The sequence below is a fragment of the Rhodovulum sp. 12E13 genome (genome assembly GCF_003340565.1).
Lineage (GTDB): Bacteria > Pseudomonadota > Alphaproteobacteria > Rhodobacterales > Rhodobacteraceae > HLUCCA09.
Map to the genome: position 1 here is coordinate 170,332 of NZ_QPLK01000007.1, position 16,475 is coordinate 186,806.

Below are 16,475 nucleotides of genomic sequence, written 5' to 3' on the forward strand. Positions count from 1 at the left end.
GAATGGCTCACTCGGCAGGATTGCGCGAGCCGTGGCCGTCATCGCCGGCGCCTCGCTCGTCGCGGCGCGTCAGCCGGGCGAGGCGCGCGCCCGCGCGGCGGCGCAGGGCGACGAGGGGCGGGTCGGGCTCGATCAGGTCGTCGGGGTCGACGAGGCCCTCGAGATCGTCGAGTTCGGCGATGTCTTCCGGCGTCATCTCCACGTGGCCCATCCGCAGGAAGGGGATCACCCCGGGAAGGGCGGCGACGATGAACGTCAGGCCGAAGGTGACCGAAGCCGCGAGCCCCGCCTCGGCCGATGCGCCGGCCAGCGGGAAGAGGGCCGCCGCCGCGGCCTCGCGCAGGCCCCAGCCGCTGACGGTGAGGGGCACCAGCATGAAGGCGAGGATGGCGGGGCCGAGCGCCAGGATCTCGGCGAGGCTGAGCTGGGTGCCGGTCGCCCGGGCGGCAAAGTAGAAGGCGGCGACGTTCAGCCCCGCCGTGGCGAAGCTGAGCACCACCTGAAGCGGCAAGGCCCGGCGGTCGAGGACGCTGGCGCGGAAGGCCGCCTGCAGATCGTCGAGGCCCCGCCCCGCCGCGCCGGGCAGCTTCGTGCCGAGGGCGATCAGCCCGGCGAGCGCGGCGAAGCCCGCTGCCGGGGCGAGGCCGGCCGCCGTCAGCCACAGCGGCCACGACGCGCCGAAGGGGATGAGGATCGCCACGAGAAAGGCGAAGGCCATGATGGCGAAGAGGGCGAACTGCCCCATCAGCCGCTCGAACGCCACCGCCTGGCTCGCCCGGATCAGCCCGGCGTGATGGCGCGCACGGATGGCGCGGCCGGCATCGCCGAGCAGGCCGCCCGGCAGCGTCTGATTGAAGAACTGCGCGAGGTAATACTCGGAAACCGCCTTGATGAAACCGAAATCCTGCCCCAGCGCCCGCGCCGTCAGCCGCCAGCGCAATGCCGAGGCGAATGTCTGCACCGTCAGCGCCACCAGCGCCCAGCCGAGCCAGCCCCAGTCGACGCCGACCAGCAGCCGCGCGACCTCGGCCCCGTCGAGGCCGCGCCACAACAGAACCAGAAGCAGAAGGCCGAAGGCCGCCTGCGCGCCGATCCGCAGCTTCGCCCATACGCTCATCGCGCCGCCTCTCCCACGGCGGCGCTGCGGGTCGCGCCGGGGCCGCCGCTGCTCCACGTCGCCAGGAGGCGGTCCCGCATGACCTCCATGCCGTCGACCGTGCCGTCGGGGGCGGGCACCAGCCCCTCGCCCCACCCCCAGGCGGCCGCCGCGGCGACGAGGTCGGGGGGACCGATCAGATGCGCAGGCACGTCGGGTCGATCGTCAAGCGCGACGAACGGGGCGGCCTGGTGGTCGCCAAGCACCAGGAGCAGAGGTGGCGCGTCGCCCTGCCGCGCGGCCCAGTCGAAGACGGTGCGCAGGGCGTAGTCGACGGCTTCGCCGTATTGCGCGCGCACCCGGTCGCGGTCGCGCCACACCACGTCGGGCGGGTCTCCCGCCTGCGCCATCGCGTCGAAGATGCGGCCGTCGCCCACCTCGTCCCACGGCACCAGCTCGGGCACCGGCACCCACGGCGCATGCGAGGACACCAGCGCCACCTGCGCCACGAGCGGGCGGTCGGCGGCCGGGTCGGCATCGTTGTCGCGCAGCAGGCGGTCGAGCGCGGAAAGGGTATACTGGTCGGGCATCGTCACCCAGTTGAACGGCAGGCCGGCATAGCCGAGATCGTCGGCCGCGAGGATCGTCTCGAAGCCCAGGACAATGCCCTCGGGCCACTCGAGCGTGATCGCGGGCATGACCGCCGCGGCGTGGCGGCCCGACCTCGCCGCGAGATCATACAGGGTGCGCCGGCCGCTGGCGAGGACGGCCGAATACCGCGTCTGCCCGTCGATGCGCAAGCCCGTGGCGAGCGTGGCGTGCGACAGCCAGCTCTGCCCACCCCGCGTCGGCGCCGACAGCCAGCCAGACCGCATGGCGAGTCCCTGCTCCGCCAGCGCACGCTCTGCCGCGTTCAGCGTCGCCCGGGTGCGGGGCGCGTAGAGCGGGGTGTCGAGGCTCGCGCGCCCGTAGCTCTCCACGAAGATCACCAGAAGGTCGCGGTCGAGCCGGTCGAAGAGGGGTGCGGCCTCGGCGTAGGGGTCCTCTCGGGCGGCGGCGGCGAAGGCGCGCAGGTCGGCCAGCGTCTCGCGCGCCATGACGATGCGCTCGACGCCCACCCGCGCCGTAAAGGCGGCGCCGGGCGGCTCCACGGGCAAGCGCCATCGCCCCATCGCATCGCCGATCTCGGCCGTGGCGACGCTTGCCGCCGCGAACGCCGCCGCGCCCGCGGCCAGCGCGGGGAGGCGCGGCAGCGACAGCCGCGCCCACACGCCCGTCGCCCACCAGAGCGCGGTCGCGAGGGCGGCGATCGCGAGCAAGAGGCCTGCCGTGGCCGCCACGGCGGCCAGCAGGCCGAGGCTGCCCGCCGTCAGCCGGAAGGCGGCCGAGACAAGGGCGGCATCCGCCACCGGGTTGAAGCCGCGCGACAGCGCCGTGAAACTCATGAAGTCGGCAAGCTTGAGCGCCGCGATCACCGTCAGTGCCCCGACGAGCGCGGCTCGGACGGCCAGGGTGGCCCGGCTTCCGCGCGGCAGGGCGACGAGTGCGAGCAGGATTGCCGGCAACTCCAGCGGGAAGACCGCCAGCGCGCCCCAGGTCATCGCCGCGGGGTGGTTGGGCTGGATCAGCACGAGATGCAGCAGCGCCGCTGCCCCGAAAGCGGCCGTGATCCGCCCGGTCCTGCTGCATGGCGGCTCGCGCGTCACGCCCGGGCACGCTCCGCTGTGCCGGGGCGAGTGCGGCGCAGCCACGCGACGTCCTTTCCGAAGGACCAGGCAAGCGCGAGGGCGGCCATCACGGCCAGCCCCTCTGCCGCCGCGCCGGGCAGGCCGGGCACCTGCAGCAGGATCAGGACCGAAAGCTGCGCGACGCAGACCGCCTTGCGCGAGAACCGCTCGGGCAGGGCGCCGCCGAGCCAGGGCCAGAGCCCTGTCGCCGCAACGAACGCATAGCGGGCAAGGCCCAGCACAAGCACCGCCGGCCCCGCCGCGCCTGCGGCGAGCGCGTGGAGGGCGAGCACGAGGGCGAGCCCGGCATCGACCTCCATGTCGAAGCGCGCCCCGAACGGCGAGCATAACCCCTGCCGACGGGCCAGCCACCCGTCGACCCCGTCGAGCGCGAGCGCCGCGAGCGCCACGGCCATCGCCGCCCAGCCGCCCGCCACGGCCGGCCCCTCTCCCGTGCCCGCGCCCACCGCCACGAGCGGCGTCACCAGCAGCGCGACCATGGCGAGCCGGGCCTGCGTGACCACGTTGCACCAGCCAAGCTCGTCGTAGGGGAAGTGGCGGATCAGCAACGCCGCGACACCGGCGGAAACCGCCAGGTAGCCCAGGAGAGCGGGCAGCCACAGCGCCGGGGCGACGCCGTCATGGACCAGGACGTGACCGACGGCCAGGGCGCCGAACCCTGCCGCGGCCGTTGCCACGTAGCTTCGCCGCGGCGTGCCCAGGGGCGCGCGCCGGTCCGCAGGGCACACGGAGAGGTCAGACGATGCCATCTGCGCGGAGATAGGCCGGCCCGGCGCAGATCAAGCCCCTGTCGCACCGCGCTTTCCCGCGCGGCCGAGGATGCGCGGCGCTCCGCCGGTCGGGTCGGAAGGCGCTTGAACGCGCACCCATGCCTGCTAGGTCCGCGACGGACACGGGAGATGCCGATGGAGAGCTATTCGGGCCTCGCGCGAGCGATACACTGGGCCGTGGCGGTTCTGGTGCTGGCGATGATCCCGGCCGGACTGGTCATGGTGCAGGACGGGCTGCCGCGCCCGGTGCAGAACGGGCTGTTCATCTTTCACAAGAACGTGGGCGTGGTTGTGCTGCTCCTCATGCTGGTCCGCCTTGGCGTGCGCCGCCTGCGGCCGCCGCCCGACCTGCCGGCCCATCTGCCCGGATGGCAGAGGCGCGCAGCGGCGGCCTCGCACGCGGGGCTCTACGGCCTCGCCATCCTCGTGCCCGTCGCGGGCTATGTGCGGGTGCGGGCGGGGGGCTTCCCGGTCGAGTGGCTCGACACGCTGGGCGTGCCGGCCCTCGTGCCCCGCTCCGACGCGCTCGCGCAGGCGGCGCAGACGACGCATTACGTGGCTGCGCTCACCTTCGCCGCGCTGATCGGCCTGCATGTGCTTGCCGCCTTCTACCACGGCGTCCTCCGGCGGGACGGGGTGTTCGGCCGCATCTGGCCGCCTGTCGGTCGCGCCGGCGCAGAGCGGGCCGCGAGCGGCCCTCCGGGTGACGGGGGTGCGCCATCCTGATCCGCGCAGCACCTTGCCGAAACGCGGCGGGTCGGGGAGCGGGGCGATGATGCCTGGCTCCCTTGGCCTTCGCACGCCTCGGGTGCCCGCGCATGCGCGCGCCTTGCCGACGCTGCGCGCGGCCGGCCCTGCATGGCTCCTCGTCATGCTCGTTGCGTTGTTTGCGGGCGTGGCGCTTGCCGCGCTCGTGGCCGCGGTCGTTGCGTGGACGCCTGCCGCCATCGTGGCGGTCGCGCTCGCGGTGCCCACGACGCTCTGGATCGCGGGCGGTGCGGCCACGTCGGTCGTCGGCCTGATCGCGCCGCCCCCGCCCTCGCGACCGCTGCCCCCGGGGTGGCGGCCCAATGGCCGGCTCGCGGTGCTCACCACGCTCTGCGGCGAGCCGCCCGAGCCCGTGGCCGAGCGCCTCGCCGCCCTCCATGCCGATCTCGCCGCATCGCCGCTGGCGGGGGCCGCCACGCTCTACGCCCTCTCTGATACGCGCGGGGCCGACCGGGTCGCGGCGGAGGAGCGGGCGCTCGCTCCGCTCGTCGCGTCGGGCCGGGTGATCTACCGCCGCCGCGCCGACAACGCGGGCCGCAAGCCCGGCAACATCGCCGACTGGCTGGCGCGCGCGGGCGCCGAACACGACCACATGCTCGTGCTCGACGCCGACAGCTGGATGCGCGCCGACCGGATCGCGCGCCTTGTCCACCGCATGGAGCGCGAGCCGCGTCTCGGCCTGATCCAGGCGGGTATGCGGCTGGTGCCGGCGGCCACCCGGTTCGGCCGGGCGCAACGGACGGCCGCGCGTCTGCTCGGCGGCCCGTTCGTGCGCGGCTTCGCGGCCTCGACGGGGGAGACGGGCAATTACTGGGGCCACAACGCGCTGATCCGCGTGGCGGCGTTCCGCGAGGCGGGCGCCCTGAAGGGCTTGCCGGGGCGTGCGCCCTTCGGCGGCGACGTGCTGAGCCACGACTTCATCGAGGCGGCCCAACTCGCCCGCGCGGGCTGGGCGGTCGAGGTCGACCCCGACACCGCCGGCAGCGCCGAGGGCGGGCCGCAGACGCTGGCCGATTTCCACCGTCGCGACCGCCGCTGGTGTCAGGGCAACCTGCAGCACCTTCGCCTGATCGGCAGCCCGGGCTACGCGCCGCTCAGCCGGCTGCACCTCGCCTCCGGCATCTTCAGCTATCTCGCTGCGCCCTGCTGGCTGGTGCTTTTCCTGCTGGCGGGGTCCGGCGCGGTGGCGCTCTCGGGGTGGGCGCCGGCGGTCGCCGTGGTGACGCTGCTCGCCGTGCCGAAGCTCTGCGGGCTGGCCACATGGCTGCCGAGGGCCCGCACGGCCGCGCGGCGCCGAACGGTCCTGCGCGCGGCCGCCTCGGAGGCGGTGACCTCCACCCTGGTCGCGCCGATGGTGATGATGCGCCAGACCGGGGCCGTTCTGTCGGTGCTCGCGGGCCGCGATTGCGGCTGGCGGACGGGGGTGCCCGCGGTGCGCCTCATGCCCCCCGGCGGGGCCGAGGCGCTGGCCGGCGCGGCGGCGGGCGCGGCGCTTCTCGCTGCCAATCCGGGCGCGGCGCCGTGGTTCGTGCCGGTTCTGGCGCCGCTTCTCGCCGCACCGGTGCTGGTGCCCTGGCTCGAGCGCGCGCCGTGATCGCCCGCCGCACGGCCCTGGGCCTGCTCGCGGCGGCCACCGGCGCAGCGCTCGCGCGGCCGGTTGCGGCAGGCACGGCCGATCCCCTGATCGACGAGGCCCGCCGCCTCGCCGCCGGTCCCTGGCGGGGCGCCACCATGCCCCTGCCGCCGCCCTTCGACGGCCTCACCTACGATGCCTATCGCGGCATCCGCCCCAAGCCGGGGGCGGCGGCCCTGCTGCCGCTGGGCGAGGGCTGGGCCGTCGACCTGCTGCCGCCGGGCCTCTACTTCCCCGACGCGGTGACGGTCGAGCTGCCCGAGGCGGGGGGCTTCGCGCCGCGCCCCTTCTCGCCCCGACTCTTCGACTTTTCCCCCCGCTACTTCGACGCGGTGCCGGGGGAAGCGCCCGGCGCCGGCTTTTCCGGGCTGCGGCTGCGCTACCCGCTCAACGCGCCGGATGTGCTCGACGAAGTGCTTGTGGTTCAGGGCGGCAGCTATTTCCGCGCCATCGGCAGGGCGATGGCCTACGGCCTTTCGGCCCGCGCCGTCGCCAGGGGCACGGGCGGCCCTGTCCCTGAGGAGTTTCCCCGCTTCATCCGCCTGCGTCTTCACCCGCCTGCGGGGGGCAGCGCGCGGCTCGAGGCGGTGATCGACGGTCCCTCGCTTGCCGGCCACATGGACATGACGCTCACCCCCGGCGGCGCCACGCGCATGTCGCTTACCGTCACGCTGATGCCGCGGGTCGAGATCGCCGATATCGGCGTCGCGCCGCTCACCTCGATGTTCCTCAAGGGGCCGATCCGCGCCGCCGCCTCCGACGATTTCCGCCCCCGCGTGCACGACAGCGACGCGCTGGTGATCGAGAACGGGGCGGGCGAGGTGCTGTGGCGCCCGATCTCCAACCCCGCCGCGTTGCAGACATCGGCCTTCGCCGATGCCGGCCCCCGCGCCTTCGGCCTGTGGCAGGGGCCGCGCGATTTTGCCGATTACGAGGATGCCGAGGCGCGCTACCACCGCCGTCCCTCGGCGATGGTCCGGCCGCGGGGCGACTGGGGGCCGGGCGCGGTGACCCTGGTCGAGATCCCCACGGGCGACGAGTTCATGGACAACATCGTGGCGTTCTGGCGGCCCGACTCGCCGCTCGCGGCCGGCTCCGAGCATGCCTTCGCCTACGACATCGAGTGGACCGACGCCGCGCCGCCGCTCGGCCCCCTGCGTCCCATCCTGCAGAGCCGCAGCGGGCGCGAGCACCACCGCCCCGGACACCGCCGCTACGTGATCGACGTGGCGGGGCCACCTGACGGCCTCGTGCCCGACCTCTCGGCGCTGGGCGACGGGGCGGAACTGTCGGGCCTGAGCGTGCATGCGCTGCCCGAGCGCGGGGCGACGCGGGTCACCTTCCTGCTCGCTCCGGGCGGTGCGTCGGCGGTCGAACTCCGGCTGGTGCTGCGCGACGGGGCCGGGCGGCCGGCGAGCCCGGTCTGGCTGCACCGCTGGACGCCGGCGCGCGACAGGGGCGTGTGACAGGCACAGGCCGCCTCATGCGTCGGCCGAAGGCAGCTCCACCTCGGCTGCAAGGGGCCTGTGGTCGCTTGCAGCCCGTGTGAGCGGCCCGTCGAGCACCCGCGCCGCGCGGACTCGTGCCGGGGGCGTGGCGAGGATACGGTCGAGCGGCAGAAGCGGTCGGCGCACAGGAAACGTCGCCGGGGCCGGCCCCGCGAAGCGCCTCCCGAGCAGGCGGGGCGACAGGGCGGCGCCGCCCCAGGGGCGCCATTCGTTCAGATCTCCCATCAGGATCGTGGGCATCGGCGGTCGTCGGTCGAGATACTGGCCTACGACGCGCAGCTGGGCCACGCGCAGCGGCTGGCCGAGCGAGAGGTGAGTGGCGACGATCCGCACCGGCGTTCCCGCGACCCCGACCTCCAGCGCGACGGCGCCGCGCGGGCAGTGGCCGGGCAGGTCGAGCAGGTCGGCATGGGCGACCGAGACGCGCGCGGCGAGCAGCACGACAACCCCGTGCAGGCCGTGACTCTCGTCGCCCCAGCGCAGGGCCGGCGCCGCCTGGGCATGGGCCAGCCCCGTCTCGCGCTCCAGCCGGCCGAGGTCGAGCAGGCCGCGATGGGGGCGGGCCTCGGTGTCGGCCTCCTGCAGGGCAAGCACGTCGGGCCGCGCGGATGCGCAGGCCTCTTGTGCAAGCGCCGCCGCCACCCGGCCGGGATCGACCCGCCCGTCGCCGCCGCGCGCGCGGTGGACGTTCCACGTGAGGCAGGCAAGGCAGGGGGCGCGAGGGGCGCCGCGCCGGTCGGCAAGGCGGGGCGGCGCCCCCGTCATCGCGTCAGCCCGTCGCTTCCAGCCGCTCCGTCCCGGCGTGGCGGGCGAAGGCGCGGAAGACCGGGCTCTCTTCGACCAGCGTCTGCCATGCGCCGTCTGCCACGATGCGGCCGCGCTCCATCACGAGGATCCGGTCGCAGCCGCGCAGGGTGGTCAGACGGTGGGCGACCATCACCAGCGTCTTGTCTCCCGGCAGCGCCTCGATCGCCTCGATCACCTCGCGCTCCGTCAGGTTGTCGAGCGCGCTCGTCGCCTCGTCGAGCACGATCAGATCGGCATCGTGGTAGAGCGCGCGCGCAATTCCGACACGCTGGCGCTGGCCGCCCGACAGGCGCACACCCCGTTCGCCGGTCATCGTGTCGTAGCGCTGCGGCAGCTCCGCCTCGACGAACCCGTGCAGACGGGCGAGGCGCGCGCAGCGTTCGACGCGGTCATGGTCGATCGCGTCGGGATCGATGCCGAGCGCGATGTTCTCGGCCAGGGTCGCATCGGTCAGGAAAATGTCCTGCGGGACGTAGCTCACCGTCCGGTGCCAGCCCCGCAGGTTCGCCTCGTCGATTTCGACCCCGTCGGCCAAGAGCCGGCCCGATTGCGGGCGGAGCAGCCCGAGCAAGATGTCGGCCAGCGTCGTCTTGCCCGCCCCGGTGGCGCCGACGATGCCGATCCGCTCGCCGGCCCGGATGTCGAGCGTCACGCCATGCAGGCCGGCCTGGTCGGCGCCGGGATAGGAAAACCGCACATCCTCGAGGCGAAGCCCGGCCTTGAGGCCGATCGGTGTGGGTGGGGTGGCCGGAAGGGGCGCCGCACTCGCGGTCGCGTCGAAATCGTCGGCGATCCGTTCCACCGAGGCGGCGCCGTAGCCGATCTGCGTCAGCGAGCTGTAGAACGTCGCCAGTTCGGGCAGGGCGCGCTGTGCCGCGAAGGCGATCACGCCGAGCGCCGGCAGAAGGCCGCCGAGCACCTCTCCGGTGCCGATCGTTTCGGGCTCGAGCGCCAGCAGGCTGAACAGGATGATGCCGGCGAAGACGATCCCCTGTATGGCAAAGCGTGGCGAGGCAGAAAGGATCGCGACGCGACTGCCGAGTTCGGCCATCTCGCGTGCCGGCGTCGAGAACCGATCGAGATAGGCAGATTCGCCGACGAGGAGCTTGATGTCCTTGAACCCGCCGAAGGCTTCCCCCGATATCCGGTAGCGCGCCTCGTTGGCGGCTGCGCGTCTCCGCCCGTATTGCCTGACGCGGCGCCGGGTGGCGACCAGGATGATGCCGTAGATTGCGCCCACCGAGGCGAAGGCCCCCGTGCCGAGCGCGGGCTCGATCGTGATCACGGTGCCGAGGACGGCGACGAGCGTGAGGCTCGACGCGCTCATGTTGAGCATGGGTCTGAAGAAGGTTCCTACCACGCGCTGGCTTTCCGAGAGCACGTTCGTCGCGAGGCTCGCGGAATTTCGACCCACCGCAAAGATGTAGGGCTGCGCGAGATAGCGGCCCAGCAAGGTGCGCGACAGGTCGAAGACGAGGAACTCGCAGAACCGCGTGAGCATGAAGTTGCGCAGCAATTGCATGGCGCTGCCGAGAACGATCAGGACAATCGCAAGGATGCCGACGAAAAGGACGAGTGCGTAGTCGTCGGTCAGGCCGATCGCGGCGCGCAGTCGCGTCAGCATCTCGGACTGGTCGGCCCAGCCTGGATCCGACAACAGGGAGAGGAAGGGAAAGATCGACGCCACCATCGCGGCCGACGCGCCGGCGGAGAGCAGCATGACGATCACGACGCGAAAGAGCGCCCTCTTCTGCCGCGCGTCGAGCAGCTTCCAGGTCCTGGAGAATGTGGCGCGCTCGATCATCGATGGGTCCCTTGCGGTGGCTCCTGCGTCTCGAGGCGGATGCGGGATCGCTGTCCGACTTCACGCTGCCGATGCCCGCGTCTACCGCTTCGCCCGGCCGCGCGGCAACCGTCAAGCCGCCGTCGTGGCATCGGTGCATGCCGAAGCGGCAATATCCCCACCGCCCTGCACGTTTGCGTGACACCTGTGGGGCAATTCCGGCCATTCCGGGGCATGGAAGTGTGCGGCATTGTCGCAAGGGCACCTGCGGATCCGGGCGGAGCACCGGCTCAGACCCCCATCTCCGCCTGCATCTCGAGCGTGTCTGCAAGGCGCGCGAGGACATTGCGCGCGACATCGACCCGGGCGCGAAGGTCAAGGATATGCGCCACGATCTCGGCATGGCTGAGCGCGGGGTCGTCCGGATCGAAGCAGCAGGTCACGTCAAGTGCCGGGTCGTGGCGGAGCAGAAGCTCGAGGGCCGCGGCCCGGTCCGACGCCTGCCATGCCTGCGGAAGGCCGGGTGTGGCCTCGGGAAGCCACGGCTGCAGTTCGACGACGGCTCCCTTCGGCTTTTTCTGGTAGAGTCGTGCCGCGTAGCCGGGCACGCCGCCGCAGGGCGCCAGATCGGCCTCGGCCAGGAGCACGCCCGTGAAACGCAGCGGCCGGGTGCCGGACCTCGGCAATTCCATCTTCTGTTGCGCTGCCCGGCCGCCGGCACGGCCCCGACCGTCGGCCGACGCGACGGGGATGGGGGCCCCGCGGCGTTCCGAACCCGTCATGTCTGTTCCGGTCATTCCTGCCCGTCCTGTCGTGTCACCCGTGATCCTGCCGTATGTCATGTCTGCCGTTGTCTTTGCGGTCGGTGTCGAAAACGCCGCCGTCGCAGCCGCGCTCGCCACGTCCGGCAGGATCGTCCCGGTCGTGCCACGTGCGCCCCCTCAAGCCGACCTCCGACGGGCGCGGTCTGGTGGGCGAGATGCCCGGCTCCCCCGGATCATGCCGGCCGGCCGGCCGGAGGACCCCGAAGAGACAGGCGACCCGGTACAAGACCGGCCTCGCGGATCATCCGTGTGAAGTCGGACCGCATCGCGCTTGCCTGCGCGCAGCCGATCCCTGCCGCGGCGCCGGGATCATGGTCGGCCAGAAAGGTCGCGAATTCGTCTGCCGCGGCGATCGTGCGGGCGCGAAAGATCGGGCGGAACGGCGCTGCGTCGTCCGCCTCCACCCGTATCGCCGCAACGACGGCGCCCGCGTCAGTGACGAAAAGGTCGAGTGTCTGGCGGGCGGCGTCGGGCTGCGCCTGCCGCCCCCCGCTCTCGCAGGCCGGCGCCGCCGATCCGCCGGCGCTGTCGGAGCGGGGCGTGCAGACAGCGAGGTGCAAGAGCAGCGCCCCGTCGAATACAAGCGGCCGGGCTCCGTCGCGCCGGAGGCGATACCGCGCCTGCGCGGCGCCTCGCAGGGCCAGGGAGGGGCGATCCGCCTCGCGGCGGCCGGGGGCGGTCGGCAGGGCGCGGCCTTGCTCGGCTGACGCCTCGGTAGTCTCGCCTCTGGCACGAACTGCCGGCGCGCGCCTCGAAGGGGCGTCGCACGGAATCTCCGCGCCCACCGGGCGGTCGACCCTCAGACCCGCACGCGGCCCGGCCGGTGCGCTCCCGCTCCACGCGCCGGCCCGGATACCGCGCAGAAGCGGCGAGATCGCCACCGAGCAATCGGGTGCCACGCCTGCGGACCGGGCCGCCTCAGCCATGTCGCGCTCCGGGCCCCGCGCGGCCGGTCTGCCCACTCATCCGTCCTGCGGCTTGCCTCATCGCTTGGTCCGTTCGCATCCCGAGTTCGGCAGGGGCTTGCCACGACAGCGTTGAAGTTGTCTTAACGGCAGAGGTGCGGGTGCGAGGGCGAGCCATGGTGCAGATGCGAGTCGAAGAGGCGGGAGAGGAGATCCTCGTCTACACGCTCACCTCGGTGGGCGAGGCCGCCGAGATGATGGTGTTCCTGCGCGAATTCCTCCCCTCGGCCCGGTTCGTCCTCCAGCCGCTGCCACATTGACCCGTTTCGGTTAACCGTCGATCAACCTGCGCATGTTCTACCTCGTGCGACCGGTTGGCGTGACCGCCGCCGGAACGGGGAGACGCGATGCGCGATCACACAGCGAGCGGCAGGGCCGGCGTGACCGACGCCTGCACCGCGCCCGGGGCCGGCGGGCACCTCGTCGTGCTGCCCCGCGCCGGCAAGCCGCCGTTGCGACTCCGGGCCGAGTTGCTCTGCCGTGTCGATGCTGCCGCACGGCACGACGACGGCCTCGCGGGCACCGCGGTCGACGCCGGCGATCGTGTCGCAAGGCTCGAGATCTGGCGCCGGCCCGCGGGTGGCGTGCTCGCGTCGCTGACCGGGGTGCCGGGGGCGCGGGCCGAAACGGTCAAGGCCGAGTCGCTCGACGCGCTCCTTGCAGACCTCGAAAGCCGGGTGCGGCCGGTCTCGCCGCCCCGGGATCCGGGGCGCGTGGCGGGGCGCGGTCCGGGGCGGGCCATCTCGGCGGCGGAGGCGCTCGGCATCCTGACCGGCCGTCTCGTGCAGGAGCAGACGCGCCGCGCCGTGCTCGACCTGCTCGAACGCACCCTCGCGACACCGGAAATGGCGGGTGTCGTCGTGCAGGCGCAGGCCCCGGTGCCGGATCGCTCGTGCGTCTGGTCACAGCCGCACGGGCCCGAACCGCCGTCGCGACAGGAGAGACAAGACCGATGACCGACACCTATCGCAGCCGGACGCGTGCCGTCCGAGGCGCCGCGCGCGATCATTTGCGGCAATTGCGGGCAGACCGGCTCTCGCGCCGAGGCGCGCGGCCCGCAGAGACGTCGGCGGCGCAAGCGCCGACGGGGGCGTCCTCTGCCGCGGCCGACCTTTCTCTGTCGATCTCGGCGGCGGCCGAATCGGCCTGCAGCAGCGTCTCGGCCGCAGAAGCCGTGGAGTCCGGGTGGACCGATCGTGCGACTGACGAGATGGGCGCATCCTCGGCGGAGGCCCTCGATGGCGCCGCGTGCGAGAGTGCCGGTTTGGGCCAGCGCCTCGGGGCCAATCCCGACGAGGAGGGCATGGTTGCCGAGCCGCCCGCGGAAGGCGGCGGCGATATCGCCGACGGCCCATCCGATCCGGCCGAGCGCGCGGATACCGGGACCGCGCGCCACCTCCCGGGCCGGCCAGAGGCCAAGACCGACCCTCAAGGTATCCCGGCGATACCCGAGGGCAGCGACAATGCAGAGAGAGCCGGATCCGCCACGACGGCCGATGATGTCGCTCCTCGCACGGGAGGTCACGAGAGCGCCGGAACAGGTCCGGCCGCAGAGGCGGCCGACGAGGCCGCGTTCGGGAGCCAGGCGCATGACAGCGTCGCATGCGGCGCGGATTCCGATAGGTCGCCCGGCGGCACGACAGCCGGGGTCCAGTCCGATCTGCACAGGCTGCCGGGCGCGGGGCCTGGCCTGGTCTGGATGCTGCAGCAATGCGGCGTGACCTCGCTGGACGATCTCGCACGAGCCGATCCCGAGGCTCTGACCGACCAGATGGGGCTCGTCGGCCAGATGCTCGACCTGTCCAGCTGGGTCGCTTTCGCGGAACGGGTCGGCGCCGAGCGCTGAGGTGAAGCGGCGCGGTGACCGGGACTGTCCTGGTTAGACGCTGGGCCGCCCGACCGCCGGCTGCAGCTGCCGTCGGCCACACATCCGTCGACGCGGGGGCATTCGTTCTTTTCTTTCGGGGCCATGTACCGCTCGGGTATCGTGACCAAGCCGGGCGGTGTCCGTCGACGAGAAGAGTGGAGGCAGGGGTCGCTGCACCCGCTTGGATCCGGCGTCGAGGTGCCATCGGCCAGCCTTGTCCGGACACCGTCAATGGCGTTGGCGATCACGGTCATTGGGGCGCCGCCACGAGCGCGGGCGCGCGGTCTGCCGGCGCGGTTTCGCCGAAACGGCACGGTCGGCCATTCGGTGGGTCGGCCATTCGGTGGGTTGGCCAGTCGGCAGTGGGGCAGGCGGTGGTGAGGCAGTCGGTCTGGTCCGTTCCGCGTTGAGCCCTTTTGGGGACATCCCGTGCGAAATCGACGTGGCGGATGGATCGGGGAGCCATGCCATGGCGCCGGCAGACCACCAGCCCCTCGCAGGCCCCGCGCCTCCGACATCGGCGGGCGCGGAGCCGCATGGCCCGGCCTTGCGACCGGATCGAACGGGGTCAGGCGGCCTGCGGGTCTACGGTAAGCCCGATGGCCTCGGCGTATTTCAGCCAGGTTTCTACCGACGCCACGACGGCGCGGACCTCGATGGCCACAAGCTCGATCCCGACGAGCGAGACACGCACGAAGGCATCGACGACGACGCCCTTGTCGAGGATCCTGTCGACCACCTCGGCGATGGAGGCGGAGGCAAGGCTCTTTTCGATTGCCATGTCAGTTCCTTTCCCTTGGCATAGGCTCCACGCCGCGGATACGGCGCCGACACGCTTTTAGCGGCCTCGTCTTAAGTCACTCTGAATGTTGGCATTTTACTGATCCCGGTCAGCAGCGTCGGGCGGTTCCGCGGCGCGCTCGGCGCGTGCGAGAAGCTCGGCCAGCGCCAGCCTCAGACCCGCGCCCTCGCGTTCGCTCCGCGCCAGCCGGGCGTCGATCGCTTCGAGACGGTCGCCGATGACGGAGCCGGGCGGAGCGGCGTCGACCTGCCGGTCGAGCGCCGCATCGAGCCGTCCCAGCGCGTTCTCTGCGGCCAGCCAGAAATTCTTCATGCTCCTGTGCGACGTCTCGAGCGCATCCGACAGGATGCCGCCACGCTCTTCCAGTCGGGCGGCGAGCGCGTCGATCCGCTGCTCCAGCGCGCCGGTGTCGCCTGTCGCCTCCGCCTGATGCGACGGGATCGCCGCCTCGAGATTCACCAGCCGCGTGTCGAGCCAGCCGAGGGCCGCCAGCGTCTCTTCCGCTTGCGTCGAAAGCCGGTCGAGGCGGCCATCGTCCGCGGGCACGTTGCCCGGCTCTGCCAGCGGCAGCCGTTCGTCGATCAGGGCGGCGATCCCATCGCCCATGCTGCCGATCGCGGCAACCAGCGCCGCGTCTCGATCATTTTTCGAGGGAAGCGCGGCAAGCGCGCCCTCCAGCACGCCGATCCTGTCGGCCAGTCCGGCGAGCCCGGCCTGAAGGCGCTCGGCGCGCGCCGCGGCACCGCTGTCGAGCGACCCAAGGTGGGCGACGAGAGCCGCCTGGTTGGCCTCGCGCGCTTCTCCTGCGGCCTCGAAACCGAGGGCGACGGCCAACTCGAGGTCGCCGAGCTTGCCGGGGCCGCTGGCGTCGGCGGCGGCCTCAAGGCGCTCGGCCAGGCCGCCAAGGTCGGACAGTTGCGCATGCAGAAGCCTCAACGCCTGTTCGAGCCCGCCCCAGAAGGTCTGAACCCGCTCGGCGGGGAACGGGTCGGCCGGTGCGGCGGCGCGCGCGAGGAGACGCTGTTCGAGCGCCTCGAGGCGGGCGGCCAGCAGATCGTCGACCGGGGGAAGCGCGGCGGCCACCAGCCCGTCGACATCCATCGCGTCGAGGCGGGCCTCGATGCGGTCGAGCCGTTCCGCCAGGTCCGAGGCAGGGCCCCCGGGCAGGTCGGGGCGATCGGTGTCGGGGTATATCTCTTCCGTTTCAACGGGGCGCGGTGCCGCTGACGGCGCATTGGCGCGCGTCGGCTCGGTGGGGGGCACCGGCCCTTCATGCGCAATGTCCTGTGCCGCCACGACGGTAGCCGGTGTCTCGGGTGGGGCGGCGTCGGGCGCCTCGGTTTCGGCCGTTTCCGCCTCGGGCGCCACGGGGTCCGCCATGTCGGCATCCGCCGGTTGGTGCGGCCTGATGGCGGCCTCGTCGCCCGGGGCTGCTGCGTCAGGCAGCACGCCCGCGTCCGCTTGGTCCGGCGCGGCATCCTCCATGACCGCGCCGGGCCTTGCCGGGCCATCATCGGTTGCACCAGGCGTGGCCATGTCCGGAAGCGGCCCGTCCCGATCGGGCAGCAGCGTGTAGGCAATGTCGGAGAGCGGGCGATCCGGCGCATCGAGAAGGACGCCGAAGCGCCGCGGCGCAAGGGCGATCAGGTTGCGGGCGACGCGCGACGCCTCGGACTGGAAGCGGGCCGCCAGCTCGGGCGAGGTATCCTCGGGCAGGATGGCCACGTGGCTGATCAGGCCGTGCCGGCGCAGCAATGCCTCGTGGTCGCCCGCGCCGGCGAGGGCAGTCTCTGCCCGCTCCGACAGGCTCAACTTCCCGCTCCGCGGTCCGGGCGGTCGCCGCCGCGACGGCGCTCATGCGCCGGTCCAGCAGTGGCCCGGCGCGTCAGCCAATGCCCGGAGGG

Annotated in this window: 15 protein-coding genes; 7 read left to right on the forward strand and 8 right to left on the reverse strand. The window is 73.0% G+C overall.

The annotated features are described in order from the left end of the window. Positions 1–7: 7 nt before the first annotated feature. From DLJ49_RS08695 to DLJ49_RS08705, 3 genes are read right to left on the reverse strand one after another with little or no spacing between them, the layout of a single operon-like run. Complete coding sequence (locus DLJ49_RS08695) at positions 8–1,117, reverse strand: lysylphosphatidylglycerol synthase transmembrane domain-containing protein (protein WP_115393143.1); 1,110 nt, start codon at positions 1,115–1,117, stop codon at positions 8–10. Further along, positions 1,114–2,802, reverse strand: coding sequence for an LTA synthase family protein (locus DLJ49_RS08700; RefSeq protein WP_233488881.1), 1,689 nt, complete (start codon positions 2,800–2,802; stop codon positions 1,114–1,116). Before DLJ49_RS08700 ends, DLJ49_RS08695 begins: the two co-directional genes overlap by 4 nt. Continuing rightward, complete coding sequence (locus DLJ49_RS08705) at positions 2,799–3,521, reverse strand: CDP-alcohol phosphatidyltransferase family protein (RefSeq protein WP_158547427.1); 723 nt, start codon at positions 3,519–3,521, stop codon at positions 2,799–2,801. Before DLJ49_RS08705 ends, DLJ49_RS08700 begins: the two co-directional genes overlap by 4 nt. A 228-nt stretch (positions 3,522–3,749) precedes the next feature. On the opposite strand from DLJ49_RS08705, the gene DLJ49_RS08710 reads away from it, so the two are divergent. The 3 genes from DLJ49_RS08710 to DLJ49_RS08720 all read left to right on the forward strand — a co-directional run bounded on the left by DLJ49_RS08710 (position 3,750) and on the right by DLJ49_RS08720 (position 7,481). After that, positions 3,750–4,340, forward strand: coding sequence for a cytochrome b (locus tag DLJ49_RS08710; RefSeq protein WP_233488890.1), 591 nt, complete (start codon positions 3,750–3,752; stop codon positions 4,338–4,340). Between the two features lie 145 nt (positions 4,341–4,485). Beyond that, positions 4,486–5,976: a glucans biosynthesis glucosyltransferase MdoH gene (gene mdoH / locus DLJ49_RS08715; protein WP_233488892.1), complete on the forward strand. Its 1,491-nt coding sequence runs from the start codon at positions 4,486–4,488 to the stop codon at positions 5,974–5,976. Then, positions 5,973–7,481, forward strand: coding sequence for an OpgD/OpgG family glucan biosynthesis protein (locus tag DLJ49_RS08720; RefSeq protein WP_233488894.1), 1,509 nt, complete (start codon positions 5,973–5,975; stop codon positions 7,479–7,481). Before mdoH ends, DLJ49_RS08720 begins: the two co-directional genes overlap by 4 nt. A 15-nt stretch (positions 7,482–7,496) precedes the next feature. On the opposite strand, the gene DLJ49_RS08725 is transcribed toward DLJ49_RS08720, so the two are convergent. The 3 genes from DLJ49_RS08725 to DLJ49_RS08735 all read right to left on the reverse strand — a co-directional run bounded on the left by DLJ49_RS08725 (position 7,497) and on the right by DLJ49_RS08735 (position 10,805). After that, positions 7,497–8,288, reverse strand: coding sequence for an endonuclease/exonuclease/phosphatase family protein (locus DLJ49_RS08725; protein WP_115393146.1), 792 nt, complete (start codon positions 8,286–8,288; stop codon positions 7,497–7,499). Between the two features lie 4 nt (positions 8,289–8,292). Continuing rightward, positions 8,293–10,134: an ABC transporter ATP-binding protein gene (locus DLJ49_RS08730; protein ID WP_115393147.1), complete on the reverse strand. Its 1,842-nt coding sequence runs from the start codon at positions 10,132–10,134 to the stop codon at positions 8,293–8,295. Positions 10,135–10,403: 269 nt separating this feature from the next. After that, complete coding sequence (locus tag DLJ49_RS08735) at positions 10,404–10,805, reverse strand: hypothetical protein (RefSeq protein WP_147277288.1); 402 nt, start codon at positions 10,803–10,805, stop codon at positions 10,404–10,406. 239 nt (positions 10,806–11,044) lie between these two features. On the opposite strand from DLJ49_RS08735, the gene DLJ49_RS21435 reads away from it, so the two are divergent. The 4 genes from DLJ49_RS21435 (at position 11,045) to DLJ49_RS08750 (ending at position 13,748) form a co-directional block, all read left to right on the forward strand. After that, positions 11,045–11,644, forward strand: coding sequence for a hypothetical protein (locus tag DLJ49_RS21435; RefSeq protein ID WP_147277289.1), 600 nt, complete (start codon positions 11,045–11,047; stop codon positions 11,642–11,644). 374 nt (positions 11,645–12,018) lie between these two features. After that, the gene (locus tag DLJ49_RS21725) at positions 12,019–12,162 is read left to right on the forward strand and encodes a hypothetical protein (RefSeq protein WP_158547428.1); all 144 of its coding nucleotides are present in this window, start codon (positions 12,019–12,021) and stop codon (positions 12,160–12,162) included. Between the two features lie 87 nt (positions 12,163–12,249). Then, positions 12,250–12,858 carry a hypothetical protein gene (locus DLJ49_RS08745; protein WP_115393150.1) on the forward strand — a complete coding sequence of 203 codons (609 nt, stop codon included), beginning with the start codon at positions 12,250–12,252 and terminating at the stop codon, positions 12,856–12,858. Continuing rightward, a complete protein-coding gene (locus DLJ49_RS08750; RefSeq protein WP_115393151.1) occupies positions 12,855–13,748 on the forward strand; it encodes a hypothetical protein in 894 nt (297 codons plus the stop codon). The genes DLJ49_RS08745 and DLJ49_RS08750 overlap by 4 nt, the downstream gene beginning before the upstream one ends. A gap of 589 nt (positions 13,749–14,337) precedes the next feature. On the opposite strand, the gene gvpA is transcribed toward DLJ49_RS08750, so the two are convergent. Both gvpA and DLJ49_RS08760 read right to left on the reverse strand, forming a co-directional pair. Continuing rightward, positions 14,338–14,550 (reverse strand): gas vesicle structural protein GvpA, encoded by a 213-nt coding sequence (gvpA, locus tag DLJ49_RS08755; RefSeq protein WP_115393152.1) that lies wholly within the window; start codon positions 14,548–14,550, stop codon positions 14,338–14,340. A gap of 96 nt (positions 14,551–14,646) precedes the next feature. Continuing rightward, a complete protein-coding gene (locus DLJ49_RS08760) occupies positions 14,647–16,383 on the reverse strand; it encodes a hypothetical protein (protein WP_115393153.1) in 1,737 nt (578 codons plus the stop codon). Between the last annotated feature and the right edge of the window lie 92 nt (positions 16,384–16,475).

Bases quoted from the DNA above. Each gene is read 5' to 3' on its own strand.
- gvpA (WP_115393152.1), bottom strand. From the start codon at position 14,550: ATGGCAATCGAAAAGAGCCTTGCCTCCGCCTCCATCGCCGAGGTGGTC.
- DLJ49_RS21725 (WP_158547428.1), top strand. From the start codon at position 12,019: ATGGTGCAGATGCGAGTCGAAGAGGCGGGAGAGGAGATCCTCGTCTAC.
- DLJ49_RS08710 (WP_233488890.1), top strand. From the start codon at position 3,750: ATGGAGAGCTATTCGGGCCTCGCGCGAGCGATACACTGGGCCGTGGCG.
- DLJ49_RS08695 (WP_115393143.1), bottom strand. From the start codon at position 1,117: ATGAGCGTATGGGCGAAGCTGCGGATCGGCGCGCAGGCGGCCTTCGGC.
- DLJ49_RS08725 (WP_115393146.1), bottom strand. From the start codon at position 8,288: ATGACGGGGGCGCCGCCCCGCCTTGCCGACCGGCGCGGCGCCCCTCGC.
- DLJ49_RS08735 (WP_147277288.1), bottom strand. From the start codon at position 10,805: ATGGAATTGCCGAGGTCCGGCACCCGGCCGCTGCGTTTCACGGGCGTG.
- DLJ49_RS08730 (WP_115393147.1), bottom strand. From the start codon at position 10,134: ATGATCGAGCGCGCCACATTCTCCAGGACCTGGAAGCTGCTCGACGCG.
- mdoH (WP_233488892.1), top strand. From the start codon at position 4,486: ATGCTCGTTGCGTTGTTTGCGGGCGTGGCGCTTGCCGCGCTCGTGGCC.
- DLJ49_RS08745 (WP_115393150.1), top strand. From the start codon at position 12,250: ATGCGCGATCACACAGCGAGCGGCAGGGCCGGCGTGACCGACGCCTGC.
- DLJ49_RS08750 (WP_115393151.1), top strand. From the start codon at position 12,855: ATGACCGACACCTATCGCAGCCGGACGCGTGCCGTCCGAGGCGCCGCG.